Source organism: Xanthobacter sp. 126, assembly GCF_000526175.1.
GTDB classification, from domain to species: Bacteria; Pseudomonadota; Alphaproteobacteria; order Rhizobiales; family Xanthobacteraceae; genus Xanthobacter; species Xanthobacter aminoxidans.
On the sequence record NZ_JAFO01000001.1, the window covers coordinates 3403597 to 3418851 of the forward strand.

Annotated in this window: 16 protein-coding genes; 2 read left to right on the forward strand and 14 right to left on the reverse strand. The window is 67.0% G+C overall.

Translation table 11 applies throughout. The features are described 5' to 3' along the window. Nucleotides 1–4: 4 nt before the first annotated feature. From XAN126_RS0116205 to XAN126_RS0116255, 11 genes are all read right to left on the reverse strand, one after another. Complete coding sequence (locus tag XAN126_RS0116205; RefSeq protein ID WP_024279635.1) at nt 5–1168, reverse strand: acyltransferase; 1164 nt, start codon at nt 1166–1168, stop codon at nt 5–7. 120 nt (nt 1169–1288) lie between these two features. Beyond that, entirely contained in the window at nt 1289–2233 is a 945-nt protein-coding gene (locus XAN126_RS0116210; protein WP_024279636.1) for a nitronate monooxygenase, read from the reverse strand. A 56-nt stretch (nt 2234–2289) separates the two neighbouring features. Then, nucleotides 2290–3213, reverse strand: a complete 924-nt coding sequence (locus XAN126_RS0116215) for an enoyl-CoA hydratase-related protein (RefSeq protein WP_024279637.1) — start codon at nt 3211–3213, stop codon at nt 2290–2292. 3 nt (nt 3214–3216) lie between these two features. After that, complete coding sequence (locus XAN126_RS0116220; protein WP_024279638.1) at nt 3217–4425, reverse strand: acetyl-CoA C-acetyltransferase; 1209 nt, start codon at nt 4423–4425, stop codon at nt 3217–3219. A 24-nt stretch (nt 4426–4449) separates the two neighbouring features. Next, nucleotides 4450–6255: an AMP-binding protein gene (locus XAN126_RS0116225; protein WP_024279639.1), complete on the reverse strand. Its 1806-nt coding sequence runs from the start codon at nt 6253–6255 to the stop codon at nt 4450–4452. Nucleotides 6256–6265: 10 nt separating this feature from the next. Beyond that, complete coding sequence (locus XAN126_RS0116230) at nt 6266–7087, reverse strand: ABC transporter ATP-binding protein (RefSeq protein ID WP_024279640.1); 822 nt, start codon at nt 7085–7087, stop codon at nt 6266–6268. A gap of 5 nt (nt 7088–7092) precedes the next feature. After that, nucleotides 7093–8274 (reverse strand): ABC transporter substrate-binding protein, encoded by a 1182-nt coding sequence (locus XAN126_RS0116235; RefSeq protein WP_024279641.1) that lies wholly within the window; start codon nt 8272–8274, stop codon nt 7093–7095. A gap of 44 nt (nt 8275–8318) precedes the next feature. Further along, on the reverse strand, nt 8319–9362 hold the full coding sequence (locus XAN126_RS0116240; RefSeq protein WP_024279642.1) for a branched-chain amino acid ABC transporter permease: 1044 nt from the start codon (nt 9360–9362) through the stop codon (nt 8319–8321). Then, nucleotides 9362–10240, reverse strand: coding sequence for a branched-chain amino acid ABC transporter permease (locus XAN126_RS0116245; protein WP_029557956.1), 879 nt, complete (start codon nt 10238–10240; stop codon nt 9362–9364). The genes XAN126_RS0116240 and XAN126_RS0116245 overlap by 1 nt, the downstream gene beginning before the upstream one ends. Further along, nucleotides 10240–11094, reverse strand: a complete 855-nt coding sequence (locus tag XAN126_RS0116250; RefSeq protein WP_024279644.1) for an ABC transporter ATP-binding protein — start codon at nt 11092–11094, stop codon at nt 10240–10242. The genes XAN126_RS0116245 and XAN126_RS0116250 overlap by 1 nt, the downstream gene beginning before the upstream one ends. 126 nt (nt 11095–11220) lie before the next feature. Continuing rightward, a complete protein-coding gene (locus tag XAN126_RS0116255; protein ID WP_024279645.1) occupies nt 11221–11982 on the reverse strand; it encodes an FCD domain-containing protein in 762 nt (253 codons plus the stop codon). Nucleotides 11983–12391: 409 nt separating this feature from the next. Here XAN126_RS0116255 and XAN126_RS0116260 point away from each other — a divergent pair, with 409 nt between their 5' ends. Together XAN126_RS0116260 and XAN126_RS26445 are read left to right on the forward strand one after the other, a co-directional pair. After that, entirely contained in the window at nt 12392–13003 is a 612-nt protein-coding gene (locus XAN126_RS0116260; RefSeq protein ID WP_024279646.1) for a hypothetical protein, read from the forward strand. A gap of 66 nt (nt 13004–13069) precedes the next feature. Then, nucleotides 13070–13555, forward strand: a complete 486-nt coding sequence (locus XAN126_RS26445) for a nuclear transport factor 2 family protein (protein WP_024279647.1) — start codon at nt 13070–13072, stop codon at nt 13553–13555. 27 nt (nt 13556–13582) lie between these two features. Here XAN126_RS26445 and XAN126_RS28750 read toward each other — a convergent pair whose 3' ends face one another. The 3 genes from XAN126_RS28750 to ilvC all read right to left on the reverse strand — a co-directional run bounded on the left by XAN126_RS28750 (nt 13583) and on the right by ilvC (nt 15222). Further along, a complete protein-coding gene (locus tag XAN126_RS28750; protein ID WP_197024048.1) occupies nt 13583–13720 on the reverse strand; it encodes a hypothetical protein in 138 nt (45 codons plus the stop codon). A gap of 19 nt (nt 13721–13739) precedes the next feature. Beyond that, nucleotides 13740–14054 carry a BrnT family toxin gene (locus XAN126_RS27865; protein ID WP_081762668.1) on the reverse strand — a complete coding sequence of 105 codons (315 nt, stop codon included), beginning with the start codon at nt 14052–14054 and terminating at the stop codon, nt 13740–13742. Nucleotides 14055–14202: 148 nt separating this feature from the next. Continuing rightward, entirely contained in the window at nt 14203–15222 is a 1020-nt protein-coding gene (gene ilvC, locus XAN126_RS0116275; protein ID WP_024279649.1) for a ketol-acid reductoisomerase, read from the reverse strand. Nucleotides 15223–15255 lie beyond the last annotated feature (33 nt).

The following is a 15255-nucleotide window of genomic DNA, read 5'->3' on the forward strand; positions in this document are numbered from 1 at the left end:
CTTCTCACGCCTCGGCGAGCCGCGCCCGCCCCCATTTGCGCACGGCTTGCAGGCCATCCAGCACCGGCCGCTCCACCACGACGAGGAAGAGGCTGGCGGCGAGGAACGTCGCCAGCGCGGTGAGCGCGAACAGAAGCGCAAGCCCTCCCACGCCCATGGGCGCGAAATGCACGAAGGCCCAGGCCGCTGGGCCCACGATCAGCGGCACATGCACCAGATAGAGCGGAAACGAGAGCGCGCCGAGATGCTGCAGCGCCGGCCGCTCGAACAGGTCCCGCAGCCACGGCGTGGTGAGGAACGAGACGATGACGAGCAGCGCCCCGGCCTCCCGCCAGCCGTCGCCACCGAGGCGGGACAGCACGGCATCGGCAAGGCCCGGCCCGTCCGCATGGCCGGGATAGGTGGCGCCGAGCACGAGACCGAGGAGCGCGAGCAGCGTGCCCCGCATCGGCATCGGCTTCAGCCAACCGCGCAGCTCGAACAGCAGCGCCCCGCCGCAGAAGGCGGCGAGCGAGAAATCGACCGCAATCCCGAGGCCAAAGAGCCCAGCCACCAGCACCGGCACCCGCGCCCGCCCCCGCACGAGGGCATAGCCGCCATAGATGAGGATCGAGCCCATCAGCTCGATGCGCATGGTCCAGAGCGGGTTATTGAACAGCGGCTTGCCCGTCTCCACGAACACCTGAACCGCCCCTTCCCATGCCGCCTGCCACAGGGCCGGAATGGGCGGCTGGTGGGTCCAGCGAAACCACGTACTGCCGGAGAGCGCCTGCGCCGCCTTTCCGGCATCGGGAAAGCCGGCGATCCAGAACCATGCGATGAGCGAGGCCGCCAGCGCCGGCAGGGCGAGGCGGAAGTACCGGAGGCCGATCAACAGCGGCGCTTCCTTCAGCATGCGCGGGGCCGAGGCGGCCAGCACGAAGCCGCTCAAGGCGAAGAAGACGGCGACGGAAAAATGGCCGTTCCACAGAACCGCCAGCGGCGTGTCGGAGACCGAGAAACCCGTGCGGCCCCAGGAGCGGAAGGGGCCGGGCGTGAAGGCGTAGAAGAAATGGAAGATCGCCACAGTGCAGGAGGCAAAGCCCCGCAGGCCATCGAGACTTGTCACGCGCCCCAGAGGAGGCTCGACATGGGGCGGATCGACGAGGTGCGTTCCGGAAACGGGCATTGGGCAGGCATCAGGGGCAGCAAGCGGGAGCCAGACCGTAACCCCGGCGTCGGCGCGGGTCCATCACCTGCGCCGACGTGCCCCCGGCTCGAACCGAGCCCCATTCCGCCACTTGGCTGGTCAGGCCCCGGCGAACGCATCCGAGCAAAGCGCCTTGAGCGCCGCGCGATACTCTTCCCGAAGCCGCGCGCAAAGCTCGGCCGCGCCCGGCAGGTCGGCGATGCCGCCCACGCCCTGCCCCGCCGACCACACGGTCTTCCAGGCCTTGGCCTCGTTCGACATGTCGAGCTTGGCGTGGCCCTGAAGGTTGTCCGGGTCGAGCCCGGCGGCCCGGATGCTCGGCTTCAGGAAATTGGCGTTCACGCCGCTGATGGCCGGCGTGTAGAGGATGTCGGCAGCTGCGGAGGACAGGATCATGTCCTTGAACTCCTGCTGCACCATGGCCTCGCGCGTGGCGATGAAGCGCGTGCCCATATAAGCGAGGTCCGCACCCGCCGCCCGGGCGGCGAGGATCTGGGCACCGGTGTTGATGGCGCCCGCCATCAGGATGGTCCCCGCGAACACCTGCCGGATCTCGGTGACGAGCGCGAACGGGCTGATGGTGCCCGCATGGCCGCCGGCACCGGCGGAAACGGCGATGATGCCATCCACTCCTGCCTCGGCGGCCTTCTCCGCGTGGCGGCGGCTGATGACGTCGTGGAAGACCACGCCGCCATAGGCATGGACAGCCTTCACGAGATCGGACACCGCGCCGAGCGAGGTGATGATGAGCGGCACCTTTTCCTCGGCGCAGATGGCGAGGTCCGCCTCCAGCCGCGGGTTCGACTTGTGGACGATGAGATTCACGCCGAACGGCGCTGCATCCGCCGTCTCCGCCAGGCGCGCCTTGATCTCGCGCACCCAGTCGCGGAAGCCCTCGCTGGTGCGGCAGTTGAGCGCCGGAAAGGTGCCCACCATGCCCGAGCGCGAGACCTCCACCACGAGATCCGGACCGGAGGTGAGGAACATGGGCGCGGCCACGGCGGGGATTTTCAGGCGGCCCTCGAAGGCGGCGGGAAGCGGCATGGAATAGTCCTTGTCTTGGGGCGGCTGCGCCGCGTGTCTCGAAGCTTTGTTGCCAATCAAACCGTGGCTGCCGCGCCGCCGGCCTTCTGAGCCTGACGGGCGAAGAAGGCGGCGATCTTCTGCTGCGCCTGTGCACTCCGGATGAGGCCGGCGCAATAATCGCGCTCCACCTTCAGCGCCTTGTCCATGGGCAGGCGCGCCCCCTCGAACAGGCAGGAGAGGATGGCGCGCGGCGCAGGGTCTTCCCCCCGGGTCCGGGCCAGCACCCGGGCATTCCACAAGGCGAAGAGGTCGCCCGCGGCGGTGCTGGTCGGGGCGAGGCCGGGCAGGCGGAAGCCCTTGGCGTCCCACGGCGCGACGGGGTTCACCCGCCCCTCGCGCAGGGCGGCTTTGGCCGCGCCGATCAGTCCGTCCGCGGGAACCAGGGCATCGATCAGCCCGGCCTCCAGAGCCTCGGCGGCGGTCATGGCACGCCCCTCCAGCAGCATGGGCAGGGCAGCGGCGATGCCGAGGCGGCGCAGCACGCGCTGGGTGCCGCCGGCGCCGGGCAGGATGCCGAGCGTCACCTCCGGCAGGCCGAACAGGCCCTTCGGATTGTCGGCCGCGAGCCGGTAATGGCTGGCGAGCATCAGCTCCAGCCCCGCCCCCAGCGCCGTGCCCGGCGCGGCGGCGATGACCGGCTTGCCGCACGTCTCCAGACGGCGGAACAGGGCGCCCATGCGGCCGATGCGGCGCGCCGTCTCGGCCAGCGCCAGCTCCGGCGCGGCAAGGCCGTTCATGATGGAAAGGTCCGCCCCCGCGAGGAAGGAGGACTTGCCCGAGGTGACGATGATGCCGGAGACGGCCGCATCCCCCGCCAGCCGCTCCACCTCGGCCTCCAGTGCATCGACAAGCGCCCAGCCGAGCGTGTTCACCGGCCGGCCCGGCTGGTCGAGGGTAAGGGTGGCGATGCTGTCGCCGTCGATCTCGGTGCGCAGCATAGCTCAGACCCGCTCGATGATGGTTGCGACGCCCATCCCGGCGCCGATGCACAGGGTGGCGAGCGCCGTGGCCTTCCCCGTCCGCTCCAGTTCGTCGAGCACGGTGCCGAGGATCATGGCTCCGGTGGCACCCAGCGGGTGGCCCATGGCGATGGCCCCGCCGTTGACGTTCACCTGCGCGGGGTCGAGCCCCAAAGCGTCGATGAAGCGCAGCGCCACGGCGGCGAAGGCCTCGTTGATCTCGTAAAGGTCGATGTCGGCGGCGCTCATGCCCGCGCGCTTCAACGCCTTCTCGGCGGCGAAGGAGGGGGCGGTGAGCATGATGGTGGGTTCCGAGCCGATCTCCGCGAAGGCGCGGATGCGCGCGCGCGGCCTCAGGCCCGCCGCCGCCCCGGCCTCCCGCGTGCCAATGAGCACGGCCGCCGCTCCGTCCACGATGCCGGAGGAATTGCCGGCGTGGTGGACATGGGCGATCTCGCCGACTTCGGGATAGCGCAGGCGCGCGATGGCGTCGAAGCCGGGGTCCGCCCCCATGGCCGCGAAGGCGGGCTTGAGGCGGGCGAGATCGTCCATGCTGGAATTGCCGCGCACCGTCTCATCGCGATCCAGCATCACCTCGCCGATAGCGTCGGTGACGGGCACGATGGAGCGGGCGAAGCGGCCCTCCGCCCACGCCCGCGCGGCGCGGTGATGGCTCTCCACGGCGAAGGCATCCACGGCGGCGCGGTCATAGCCCCATTTCGTGGCGATGAGATCGGCGCTGATGCCCTGCGGCACGAAACGGGTGGCAAAGGCCACGTCCGGGTCCTGGCTCCACGCCCCGCCGTCCGAGAGGATGGGAATGCGCGACATGCTTTCACAACCCGCGCCAATAACCATGTCCGCCTGCCCGGCCATCACCTTGGCGGAGGCCATGTTGACCGCCTCCAGCCCGGAGCCGCAGAAGCGATTGATCTGAACGCCCGCCACCTCGTCGTCATAGCCCGCGCGCAGCGCGGCGATGCGCGGCAGGCACTGGCCCTGCTCACCGATGGGCATGACGACGCCCATCACGATGTCGCTCACAACCGCCGTATCGAGGGCGCTGCGGTCGCGCAGGGCGGAAAGCACGGTGGCGGCGAGATGCACGGGCGTTGCCGCATGCAGCGCACCATCCGGCTTGCCGCGGCCGCGCGGGGTGCGCACGTGGTCGAAGATATAGGCGTCTGGCATGGAGGGTCCTTGCAGCCGCGCCGCTCAGGCGTAGAGGCCTTCGATCTCGGTGGCGTATTTCTTCTGGATGTTGGAACGGCGGATCTTCATGGTCGCCGTCACCTCATCGTCGTCGTGGTCCAGCTCCTTGGTGAGGAGGTGGAAACGGCGGATGTGGGAGACCTGCGCCAGCTCCGCATTGGCCTTGGCGACCTCGCCCTCGATCAGCGCGCGAACCTGCGGGTTTTCGACGAGATTGCGGAAATTGGTGTAGGCGAGCGACTTCTCCTCCGCCCATTTGCCCACCGTCTCGAAATCGATCTGGATGAGCGCGGAGACATATTTGCGTGCCTCGCCGATGACGATGCATTCCTTGATGAAGACGCTGGACTTCGCGACGTTCTCGATCTCCGATGGGCTCAAATTCTTGCCGCCCGCCGTAATCATGATGTCCTTGAGGCGATCCACGATCTTCACCTGATCGCCCACCATCTCCACCACGTCGCCGGTGTGCAGCCAGCCGTCGCGAAGCGCGGCGGCCGTCGCCTCCTCGTTGCGGTAATAGCCGGCGAAGACGAGGTCGCCCTTCACCATGAGTTCCTTGTGCGGGCCGAGCTTCACCTCCACGCCCTCCGCGGCCGGACCGACGCAGCCGGGGCGGAGATCGGTGAGGCGCTGGCCGGTGCACATACCGGTGGTCTCGGTGGCGCCGTAGACTTCCACAAGAGGCACACCGAGCGTGCGGAAGAAGCGCACGATGTTGGGCGAGATGGGCGCCGCGCCGGTCATCGCAACCTTCGCGCGCCTGAGGCCGATGAAGTTCTGCAGCGCCCGGAAGAAAAGCAGGTAGGCAACGAAGAAGAGCGCCCGCTCCTTCAGCGAGCGCTTCGACGGGTGCTTCTCGGCGAACGGCTCGCACGCCTTCACGAGGCGCTCGTAGAGCTTTCGGCGCAGGCCTCCGGCTTCCATCATCTTGATGGTGATGGAGGCAGCCAGCTTCTCCCAGATGCGCGGCACGCCGAGGAACATGGAGGGCGCGACCTCCCGCAGATCCTCCTGGATGGTGCGGATGCTTTCGCCGAAATTCACCTGCGAGCCGAGATAGATGGGCGCCATGGTGGTGAGCATCTGCTCGGCCACATGGCAGAGCGGCAAATAGGAGACGTGTGTTGTCGTCTCGTCGAGCCCCAGCCGCTCGGACAGCGCGATCGCCTCGGCGCGCAGGTTGCGATAGGTGAGCATCGCCCCCTTGGGCTTTCCGGTGGAGCCCGAGGTGTAGATCATCAGCGCCACATCGGAGAGGGACTGACGCGCCAGCGCTTCCTCGATGAGGCCGGGGTGCGCGGCGCGGTGGGCAGCACCCATCTCGATCATCGCGTCGAAGGCGATGACTTCGCCGCCCGCATAGGTGCGCAGGCCCTTCTTCTCCACCACCACGATGCGCCGGAGCTTCGGCAGTTCCGCCCGCCGCTCCAGCACCTTGTCCACCTGCTCCTGGTCCTCGCAGACGACGATCTCCGCCTCCGCATGGCCGAGCACATAGGCCACCTCATTGGCCGGGCTGGTGGGATAGACGCCCACCGTGACCGCGCCGAGGAGGCCGGCGCCGAGTTGCGTCAGCACCCATTCGATGCGGTTTTCCGAGAGCACCGCCACATGCCCGCCCTCGGGCAGGCCGAGCGCTCGGAGACCGTGGCCGGCAAGCGCCGCGCGCTCGAAATAGGCCTGCCACGACACCGGATTCCAGATGCCGAAATCCTTCTGGCGGATGGCGGTACGCGCGCCCACGCGCTCCGCGTTGAGGCGCAACATCTGCGGCAGGGTGAGGTCGGGGAAGGTGGGTGCGGTCATGGTCGCGCGCTCATGAAAGCCAGCGCTTGCGGCGCTTGTAATGCTTGATGTCGCGGTAGCTCTTCGCCCCCGCCTCCCCGGCCATGCCGAGGTAGAACTCGCGCACGTCCTGGTCCGCCATCAGCCGCTCGGTGGGGCCGTCCAGCACGATCTTGCCGGTCTCCATGATGTAGCCGTAGTGCGAGACGGCGAGGGCCACCGCCGCGTTCTGCTCCACCAGCAGCATGGAGACGCCCCGCTCGCGATTGATGCGGGCGATGATGGTGAAGATCTCCTCCACCAGCTTGGGCGAAAGCCCGAGGGAGGGCTCGTCCAGCAGGATCAGCTTCGGCTCCGCCACCAGCGCGCGGCCGATGGCCAGCATCTGCTGCTCGCCGCCGGAGAGATAGCCCGCACGGCCGTTGCGGCGCTCGTGAAGGCGGGGAAAATACTCGTAGACCGCATCGAAGGACGAGGACGCCTTGCCGGAACTGGCCCTGCGCCCGGTGAGCGCATAGGTGGCGGCGACGAGGTTTTCCTCCACCGAGAGATCCTCGAAGATGCGCCGCCCCTCCATCACGTGGAACAGGCCGCGGCGCACGAGGTCGTGCGGCTTCAGCGCGCCGCTCGGCGCGCCGTCGAAGGTGATGGCGCCGGAGGTGACGTCGCCGTCTTCCAGCGCGAGAAGGCCGGAGATTGCCTTGAGGGTGGTGGACTTGCCGGCGCCGTTGGAGCCCAGCAGCGCCACCACCTTTCCGGCCTCCACCTTCAGCGACAGGCCGCGCAGCACCTGGATCGTCTTGTTGTAGACGACCTCGATGTTGGAGATGTCGAGTATGGCGTGCGCGGTCATATCAATCATTTCTTCAGGCTGATCCAGTCGGACGCCGGCTTCATCTGCTTGTCGGCGGCGTTGAACTGGTAGATGCGGCCGACGGGGACAGAATTTCCGGGCACCGAGATCGGCACGCCGATGATGCCGCCCGTGTCGAAGTCCTTGATGGAGTTGAGCGCGGCCTTGAGGGTCTTGCCGTTCAGCTCCTTGCCGGCCGCCAGCGTGCGCTTGGCCGCCTCGCCCATGAGCATGGCGGTGAGGAAGCCCTGCATGTAGCCCGTCGCCTGATAGGTGGGGCGCAGCTTGCGGATCTTTTCGAGGATCGGCGCGTCGGGCGAGGTGTCGTAATAATAGCGATACGGCATCACGCCCATGAAGCCGTCCGCCGGCGCGCCCACATTGGCCCAGAGCGAGTTGTCCATGGACCAGAAGGTGCCCATGAACTTGGTCTTCAGCCCGAGCTGCTTGGCCTGCGACATGAATTCCGGCAGCGGCGCCAGCACGTAGCCGTGGAAGATGGTGAAGTCCGGATTGGCGCGGCGCAGCTTCAGCACCTCGGTGGACACGTCCACCGCGGTGGGCGGGGTGACGATCTGCGCCACCACGTCGAGGCCCATCTCCTTCGCCCGCTTCACGCTCGCCTCGATGGGGTCACGGCCGAACTCGGTGTCCGAATTCACGAAGACGAGCTTCGCGCCCGGCTGCGCCTTGGCGATGTATTCGAGCAGGATAGCGAACATCTCCACATAGTCCGGTCCTGCCATGAACTGGAACGGATACTTCTCGGAATTGTTCAGCTCGCTGCCGAAGGACGCGCCGGCCATGAGGATGCTGCCGCGGCGGTTCAGCTCCTCATTGATGGTCTTGGCGAAGCCGGTACTGTCGCCATAGTAGAGATGGATGTCGTTCTGGGTGGTGAGCTTGTTGAACACCGCCACCGAGGTATCCACCTTGTAGGCGGTGTCCTCATAGGCGAGGCGTAGCTTGCGCCCGGCGATGCCGCCCGCCTCGTTGGTGAGCTTCACGTAGTCCGACATCCCCGCCTCGATGGCCACGCCGGCGAAGGCGAACACGCCGGTGAGGGGGATGGACCCGCCGATGACGATCTCCTTCTCCTGCGCATAAGCGGTGAAGCCGGGAAAGGCGGAGGCAAGGCCGGCGCTGGCGGCGAGGCCCATGATCTGGCGTCTGTTGAGACTGGTCATTGGCGTTTTCTCCCTTGGATATTTTTACTTGGTCTTTTCTTGTGTCATGTGCGGAACGGCCACAGATGGAAGAAACGGCGGGCACGGCGCACCATTTCCGCCAATCCATGCGGCTCGAAGACGAGGAACAGGATGATGAGTGCGCCGAACACGATGGTGCGCACCGGCGAGAGCGCCGCCCCCGCATTGGGGAAGATGGGTGCGAGCCAGTCCACCACGTATTTCAGCATCTCCGGCATCAGCGTCATGAAGGCCGCGCCCAGCACCGAGCCGATGATGGTGCCGAGCCCGCCCACGATCACCGCCGCGAGGAAGAAGATGGAGGTGGCGAAGGGGAAGCTTTCCGGCGTCACCACGCGGAAGAAATAGGCCCACATGCCGCCCGCCACGCCCGCGTAGAAGGACGAGAGCGCGAAGCTCATGAGCTTGTAGCGGAGCAGCGGGATGCCCAGCACCTCGGCCGAGATGTCCCGGTCGCGGATGGCGATGAAGGCGCGGCCGATGCGGGTGCGGAACAGGTTCGCCGCGCCCAGCACCATCAGGCAGGTGATGGGCACGATGAGGAAATAGAGCGCGAACGGGCTCGCCAGTTCCAACCCGAACAAGCGTGCCGGCGCGACATTGATGCCGCGCACACCGCCCGTCACAAAGACCCAATGGGTGAAGACGAAATGCAGGATCACCGAGGCTGCGATGGTGGCGATGGCAAGATAAAGCCCCTTCACGCGCAGGCTCGGGATGCCCACCAGCACGCCCACCAGCGCAGACACCAGGCCGGCGGCGAGGATGTTGAGGAGGAAGGGCGTGCCCACCTGCCCCTCGAAGAAGGCGACCGTATAGGCCCCCACCGCCATGAAGGCCGCCTGCCCGAGGCTGACGAGCCCGGTGAAGCCGGTGAGGATGTTCAGCCCCGTGGCGCTCGCCACGTTGATGGCGACGAGGCAGGCCAGATAAAGCCAGTATTGGTTGAGCACGAAGGGTGCGAGCACCAGCATCGCGAGGAGCACGCCCATCCACGCCCGCTGCGTCGAGGTGACGAGCAGGCCCTCGTCGGCGATGTAGGTTTCCTTGGCGGTTGCGATGCGCATCAGAGCCGCTCGATCTCCACGGTGCCGAACAGGCCGTAGGGCCGGATCATCAGCGCCGCGATGAGGATGGAGAAGGTGGTGACGAGCTTGTACTCGCCGCCGAGGAAGGTGCCGGCCCAGGCCTCCACGAGGCCGATGAGGATGCCGCCGACGAGCGCGCCGAGCACGCTGTCCAGCCCGCCGATGATGACCACCACCAGCGCCGAGAGGCCGAACACGCCCATGGTGGGCGAGATGCCGCCGATGGCCCCCACCAGCAGCCCCGCCCCGGCGGCGGTGGCGCAGGCCACCATCCAGGCCAGCGAGAACACCGCCGGCACGTTGATGCCGCAGGAATAGGCCGCCGCCTGGTCGGTCGCCGTGGCGCGCAAAGCGACGCCGCCGCGCCAGAAGCGGAACAGCAGCAGGAACAAGGCGATGACCAGCGCCGACACCACGAAGCCGATGGCGATTTTGCGCGAGACATAGGCCTCGCCGATGAACACCGGCGCCTGCCCCATGAAGTCCGGCAGCGCGCGCGGATCGGTGTTCCAGATCAGTTCCGTGGCACCGATGAGCACGGACCCGAGCCCCACGGTCAGCATCAGCACGGAGATGGAGCTTTCCCCCAGCATGGGCCGGATGAGCGTGCGCTCCACCACGAAGCCGAACAAGGCGCCGCCGGCGATGGCGAGCGGAATGGCGAGCCAGGTGGCGAGACCGAAAGCGGTGACGAAGGCGAAGAAGAGATAGCCGCCCAGCATCAAGATCTCGCCCACCGCGAGATTGATGACGCGCGTCGCCTTGTAGATCAGAACGAAGGAGAGGGCCGTCAGCGACAGCAACGCGCCGGAGCCGAGGCCGGCCAAAGTCACCTCGGTGAAGAAGAGCCAATCCATCAGGCCGCCTCCCCCACGCCCGAGAGACGCCGCATCAGTTCAGCCGGATCGCCCGAGCCGAGATAGGCGGCGGCGACTTCCGGATTGCCCTGCACCTCGGCCGGCAGGCCCTGCGCGATGACCTTGCCGAAATTCAGCACCACCACATGGTCGGAGATGTCCATCACCATCGCCATGTCGTGCTCTACCATGAGGATGGAGATGCCCCACTCCTCCTTCACGTCGAGGATGAAGCGGGCCATGTCCTCGGTCTCTTCCCGGTTCATGCCGGCGACGGGCTCGTCCAGCATCAGGAGGCGCGGGCGCATGGCGAGCGCGCGGGCGAGTTCGACGCGCTTCTGGAGGCCGTAGGAAAGGGAGGCGACGGGCTTGTTGCGGATGTGGTCGATTTCCAGGAAGTCGATGATCTGCCGCTCCACCTCGGCGCGCAGCTCCATCTCCTCGGCCCGGGCCGCGCCCCAATAGGTCAGCGCCTGCAACAGGTTGGTCTTCATGTGGGCGTGCCGGCCGAGCTTGATGTTGTCGAGCACGGTCATGCCCTTGAAGAGCGCGATGTTCTGGAAGGTACGCGCCAGCCCCGCCTTCGCCCGCTCCGGCGGGTGGGTGCGGGTGATGTCCACGCCGTCGAGGCGGATCGCCCCGGCACGCGGACGGTAGAAGCCGGAAATGCAGTTGAACAGCGAGGTCTTGCCGGCACCGTTGGGGCCGATCAGGGCGGTGATGGTGCCCTTCTTCACCTCGAAGGACACATCGGTGAGCGCCCTGAGCCCGCCGAACCACAGGCCGAGGCCGTCCACCGCCAGATGCGCGGCGACGGGCGCAGGCGTTGCCGCGGGGGCTGGTGCGGCGTTCATGCGCCCTCCCCCGGCCGCGGACTGGCGCACGGGCGCCGCCCGGCCACAGGGACCGAGTTGACGTATTCCAAGGCTGTCCCTCCAAAGCCGCCGGTTTTCCGGCGATCATCTTGGCTTTACTTCACTTCAACCCTGCGACTTGCTCAGTGCGTAGCGCGCGAAGATGCGCTCCACTGGCTCGTCGATCTCGCGGCCCGCGCGCACGAAGCCCTTGCGCCAGTCCACCAGATGCCGGCGCATCCAGGTGCGGGAAAGGTCGAGGTCTCGGGCCCTGACGGCGTCGATGATGAAGCGGTGCGCCTGCGCCATGCGCCCGGCGCCCTCGGGCACCCTCCGGCAGATCATCTCCGTGGAGGGAAAGAACAGCAAGGCAGCGGGCTCGCGCGCCATCTCCAGTACGCGGTTGCCGCAGGCACGGGCGAGGAGCGCGTGAAATTCTGAATCCAGCTCGGCCACGACGACGGGATTGTTCACCGCCGCCTCGAGGCGCTCCTGGTTGTCTTCCAGCGCCGCCAGCATGTCCGCATCCGCATGGACGACCGCGCCTTCGACCGACCCCACTTCCAGCACCATGGCGGTGTCGAACAATTCGCGAAAGGTCACGTCCTGCAGCACCAGCGCGCGGCTGATGCGGGTGGAGAGGCCGCCGGCCCGCGGCTCGCAGACGAATAGCTTGCGGCTCGCCTCCCGCCGCACGAGGCCGCCCTGCTCCAGCACGCGGATGCCCTCGCGCACCGTGGAGCGGTTCACCCCGAACTGCCGCACCAGCGCCGCCTCGGTGCCGATCTCATCCCCCGGCCGCAGCCGGCCGGACACGATCTCGGCCTCGATGGCCTCGGCGACCATCTCGTAGGCGGAAGGGACCTTGATGCGGTCGAACCGTTCCATCGTGGGCGGGAAATCCTCAAAAGGAGGCTTTGTCGGACAAAAGGCTATTTGTCGCGAAATGGGTTGTCAACGGGGAGAATTGGAAATGCACTTTACGGCATAAATAACTGATAAAAAACATTTTTCCTTTCCCTTACAATTTCGCCCGACATTTTTTGCATTGCATCATTGCAGGCGCACACTGATGCGATCCTCGATCGCGCGACACGTCGTATCCACCCGTCCCGGACAGTCCCCGGCCCTATTCTTGCGTCGCTCGCCATCGCGCGATCCGAACGCGCGACGTGCCTTGGACGGGTCTAGCCATGCCATTGTTTTTCCAACGAAGTTTCTCACGTGGAGGGCGCACGCCCGGCGTGTCGCAAAGCACACGACGTGCAGCGGTCCCCTGCTTCGGGATGGCCGCACGATGACGGCCGCCCCGCCCGAGCCGCTGCGTCGCTTTTGCTGGGACATCCAGTCCATGGTGGAACTGGCGGACGATCCGCGCGAGATCCTGATGATCGGCCGCGACCTCATGGGCCGGCTGGTGGCGCAGGACGATTGGCTGCCGGAGGTCTTCGCCCGGCTCGACGGCGCACCGTTCCGGCAATACCAGCTCTATGCGGACCAGATGACCCGCTTCACGGTCATCGCCACCGTGCTCGCCCCCGGCGCCGCGCTGCCGGTGAGCCAGCAGACGGTGTGGAAACTGGCCGGCGTGCTGCGCGGCGAGGTCGTGCGCCAGCGTCTTGCGCTGCCGGACGGCGTACCGCCGGTGGCGCGGTCGGCGTCGAGGCGCCTCGGTGCGGGCGCGGTGGATGCCTTCTCGCCCAAGGACGGAGACGGGCTCGCCATTGCCAACGGCTCATCCACCGCACCCGTCATCCTGATCGAGGTGCATGGCGCGGAGATCGGCGACCAACCCCGCCACACGGTCGCGCCGGACGGGACCGTGGGCAGCTTCACCACCGTCTACGCCAACCCGCCGGAGGCGCCGGCCTGGGACATCCTCACCATCCAGGCACGCATTGTGGACTGACGGTTGCCGGCCGGCGGGCGGCGGTGCTCTAGTCGCTCTGCGCCCGCCGGCGCGGAGACCTGCGAGATGCTGCGCCGCGCCGTCCTTGTCCTCGCTCTCCTCCTCGCGCCGCCCCTCGCCCATGCCGAGGACCGTTCGGCGGGGGACCGCGCCGCCGAAGCCGCCATCCGCGCCCGCCTCGCCGCCTGGACCGAGGCGTTTAACCGGGGCGACGCCGCCGCCACCTGCGACCTGTTCGCCGACGATCTGAAATCCGATGTGCAGGGTGCCCCTGCGGGGGACAAGGCCGCCGTCTGCGCGCGTCTCGCCAAGGCGCTGGCGAAATCGCCCGGCAAGCTCGCCTATGTCTGCCAGATCCACGAAATCCTGGTGTCCGGCGACCTCGCCATGGTGCGCCTCACCTGGGTGCTCACCGAGCGGCCGGGCGGCAATGCGCTTTCGCGCGACGAGGGCATGGACATCCTCCGCCGCGACCCCGACGGCCTCTGGCGCATCGCGCGGTTCATGGCGTTCACGGCGGAAGGCGAGGACGCTCGAGGCGCAGCGAAATAGGCAACGAAGCCTATTTGAGGGAGAGACCTATTCCGCCGCCTCCTTGGGCGGCTTGCGGCGGCTCTTGGCGGGAATGACGAGATCGAACTCGGCGAGATCCTCGTCGGTAGGCCAGGTCATGTCCTTGTCCCACGCCCAATGCGCGCGGATTTCCTCGTCGCTCATGGCGTCGAACTTCGCCCAATCAACCGTCTTTGCGAGACGATCGGCCTCTTCCAATTGCTTCTTGGTAGGCACGGCGTTCACTCCGATGGGCGATCCTCAGGGAAATGATGCGGCGCCGTTCGCCGTTCCACTTCCACACGCAGAATAGCACACGCCCCTCATATTCGGCCAACGTCTCGAAACGCACCTCGCCATCGGGCGACTTCGGCGAAACGTCGTCGACGCGCGGCCGTCCGTCGAACAGGCGCGCGGCGAGAGGAAGGGGCAAACCACGCAGATCGCGGTTCGCCCCGTCCTTTTTGTCATCCCATTCGAGGTCGTCGGTCTCGCCCATTGGACTACCTTTGCATATCGCAAAGGAACCCTAAGCGAGGCGCACTGCGTCAGCTAGGCGCTCAATGTCAAGATCCCCATCATCCCCACTTTGTGTGGATCGATGTGGATATCTCGGGCCTAGCCAACACTCCGTTCCTCGCCCGTTCTCAGTTCTTGGACTTGTCCACGAGGGCCTTGGCCTTGATCCAGGGCATCATGGCGCGCAGCTTCTCGCCCACTTCCTCGATGGGATGGGCGTTGACGCGGGCGCGGGTGGCCTTGAAGGAGGCCTGGTTGACCTTGTTCTCCAGCATCCAGTCGCGGGTGAACTTGCCGGACTGGATGTCGTTCAGCACGCGCTTCATCTCGGCCTTGGTCTCGGCGGTGATGATGCGGGGGCCGGTGACATACTCGCCGTATTCGGCGGTGTTGGAGATCGAGTAGTTCATGTTGGCGATGCCGCCCTCATAGATGAGGTCGACGATCAGCTTCACCTCGTGGAGGCACTCGAAATAGGCCATCTCGGGGGCGTAGCCGGCTTCCACCAGCGTCTCGAAGCCGGCGCGGATCAGCTCCACGAGGCCGCCGCAGAGCACCACCTGCTCGCCAAAGAGGTCGGTCTCGCACTCTTCCTTGAAGGTGGTCTCGATGACGCCGGCGCGGCCGCCGCCGATGGCGGAAGCGTAGGAGAGGCCGAGGTCATGGGCATTGCCCGAGGCGTCCTGGGCGATGGCGATGAGGGTCGGCACGCCGCCGCCACGCTGGTACTCGGAACGTACGGTGTGGCCGGGGCCCTTGGGGGCGACCATCAGCACGTCGAGGTCCTTGCGGGGCTCGATGAGGTTGAAGTGCACGTTGAGGCCGTGGGCGAACAGCAGCGCCGCGCCGTGCTTCATGTTGTCGGCGAGGCTCTCGCGATAGATGTCGCCCTGCAGCTCGTCGGGGGTGAGCATCATCACCACGTCGGCGATCTTGGCGGCTTCGGCGGGCGCCATCACCTTGAAGCCCTCGGCCTCGGCCTTCTTGGCGGAGGCCGAGCCGGGACGCAGGCCGATGATGACATCCTTCACGCCCGAGTCGCGCATGTTGAGCGCATGGGCATGGCCCTGGCTGCCATAACCGATGACGGCGACCTTCTTGCCCTTGATCAGGTTCAGGTCGGCGTCGCTGTCGTAATAAACGCGCATCGTGGTCTCCTTATGGGCGTTATCTCGAATTGG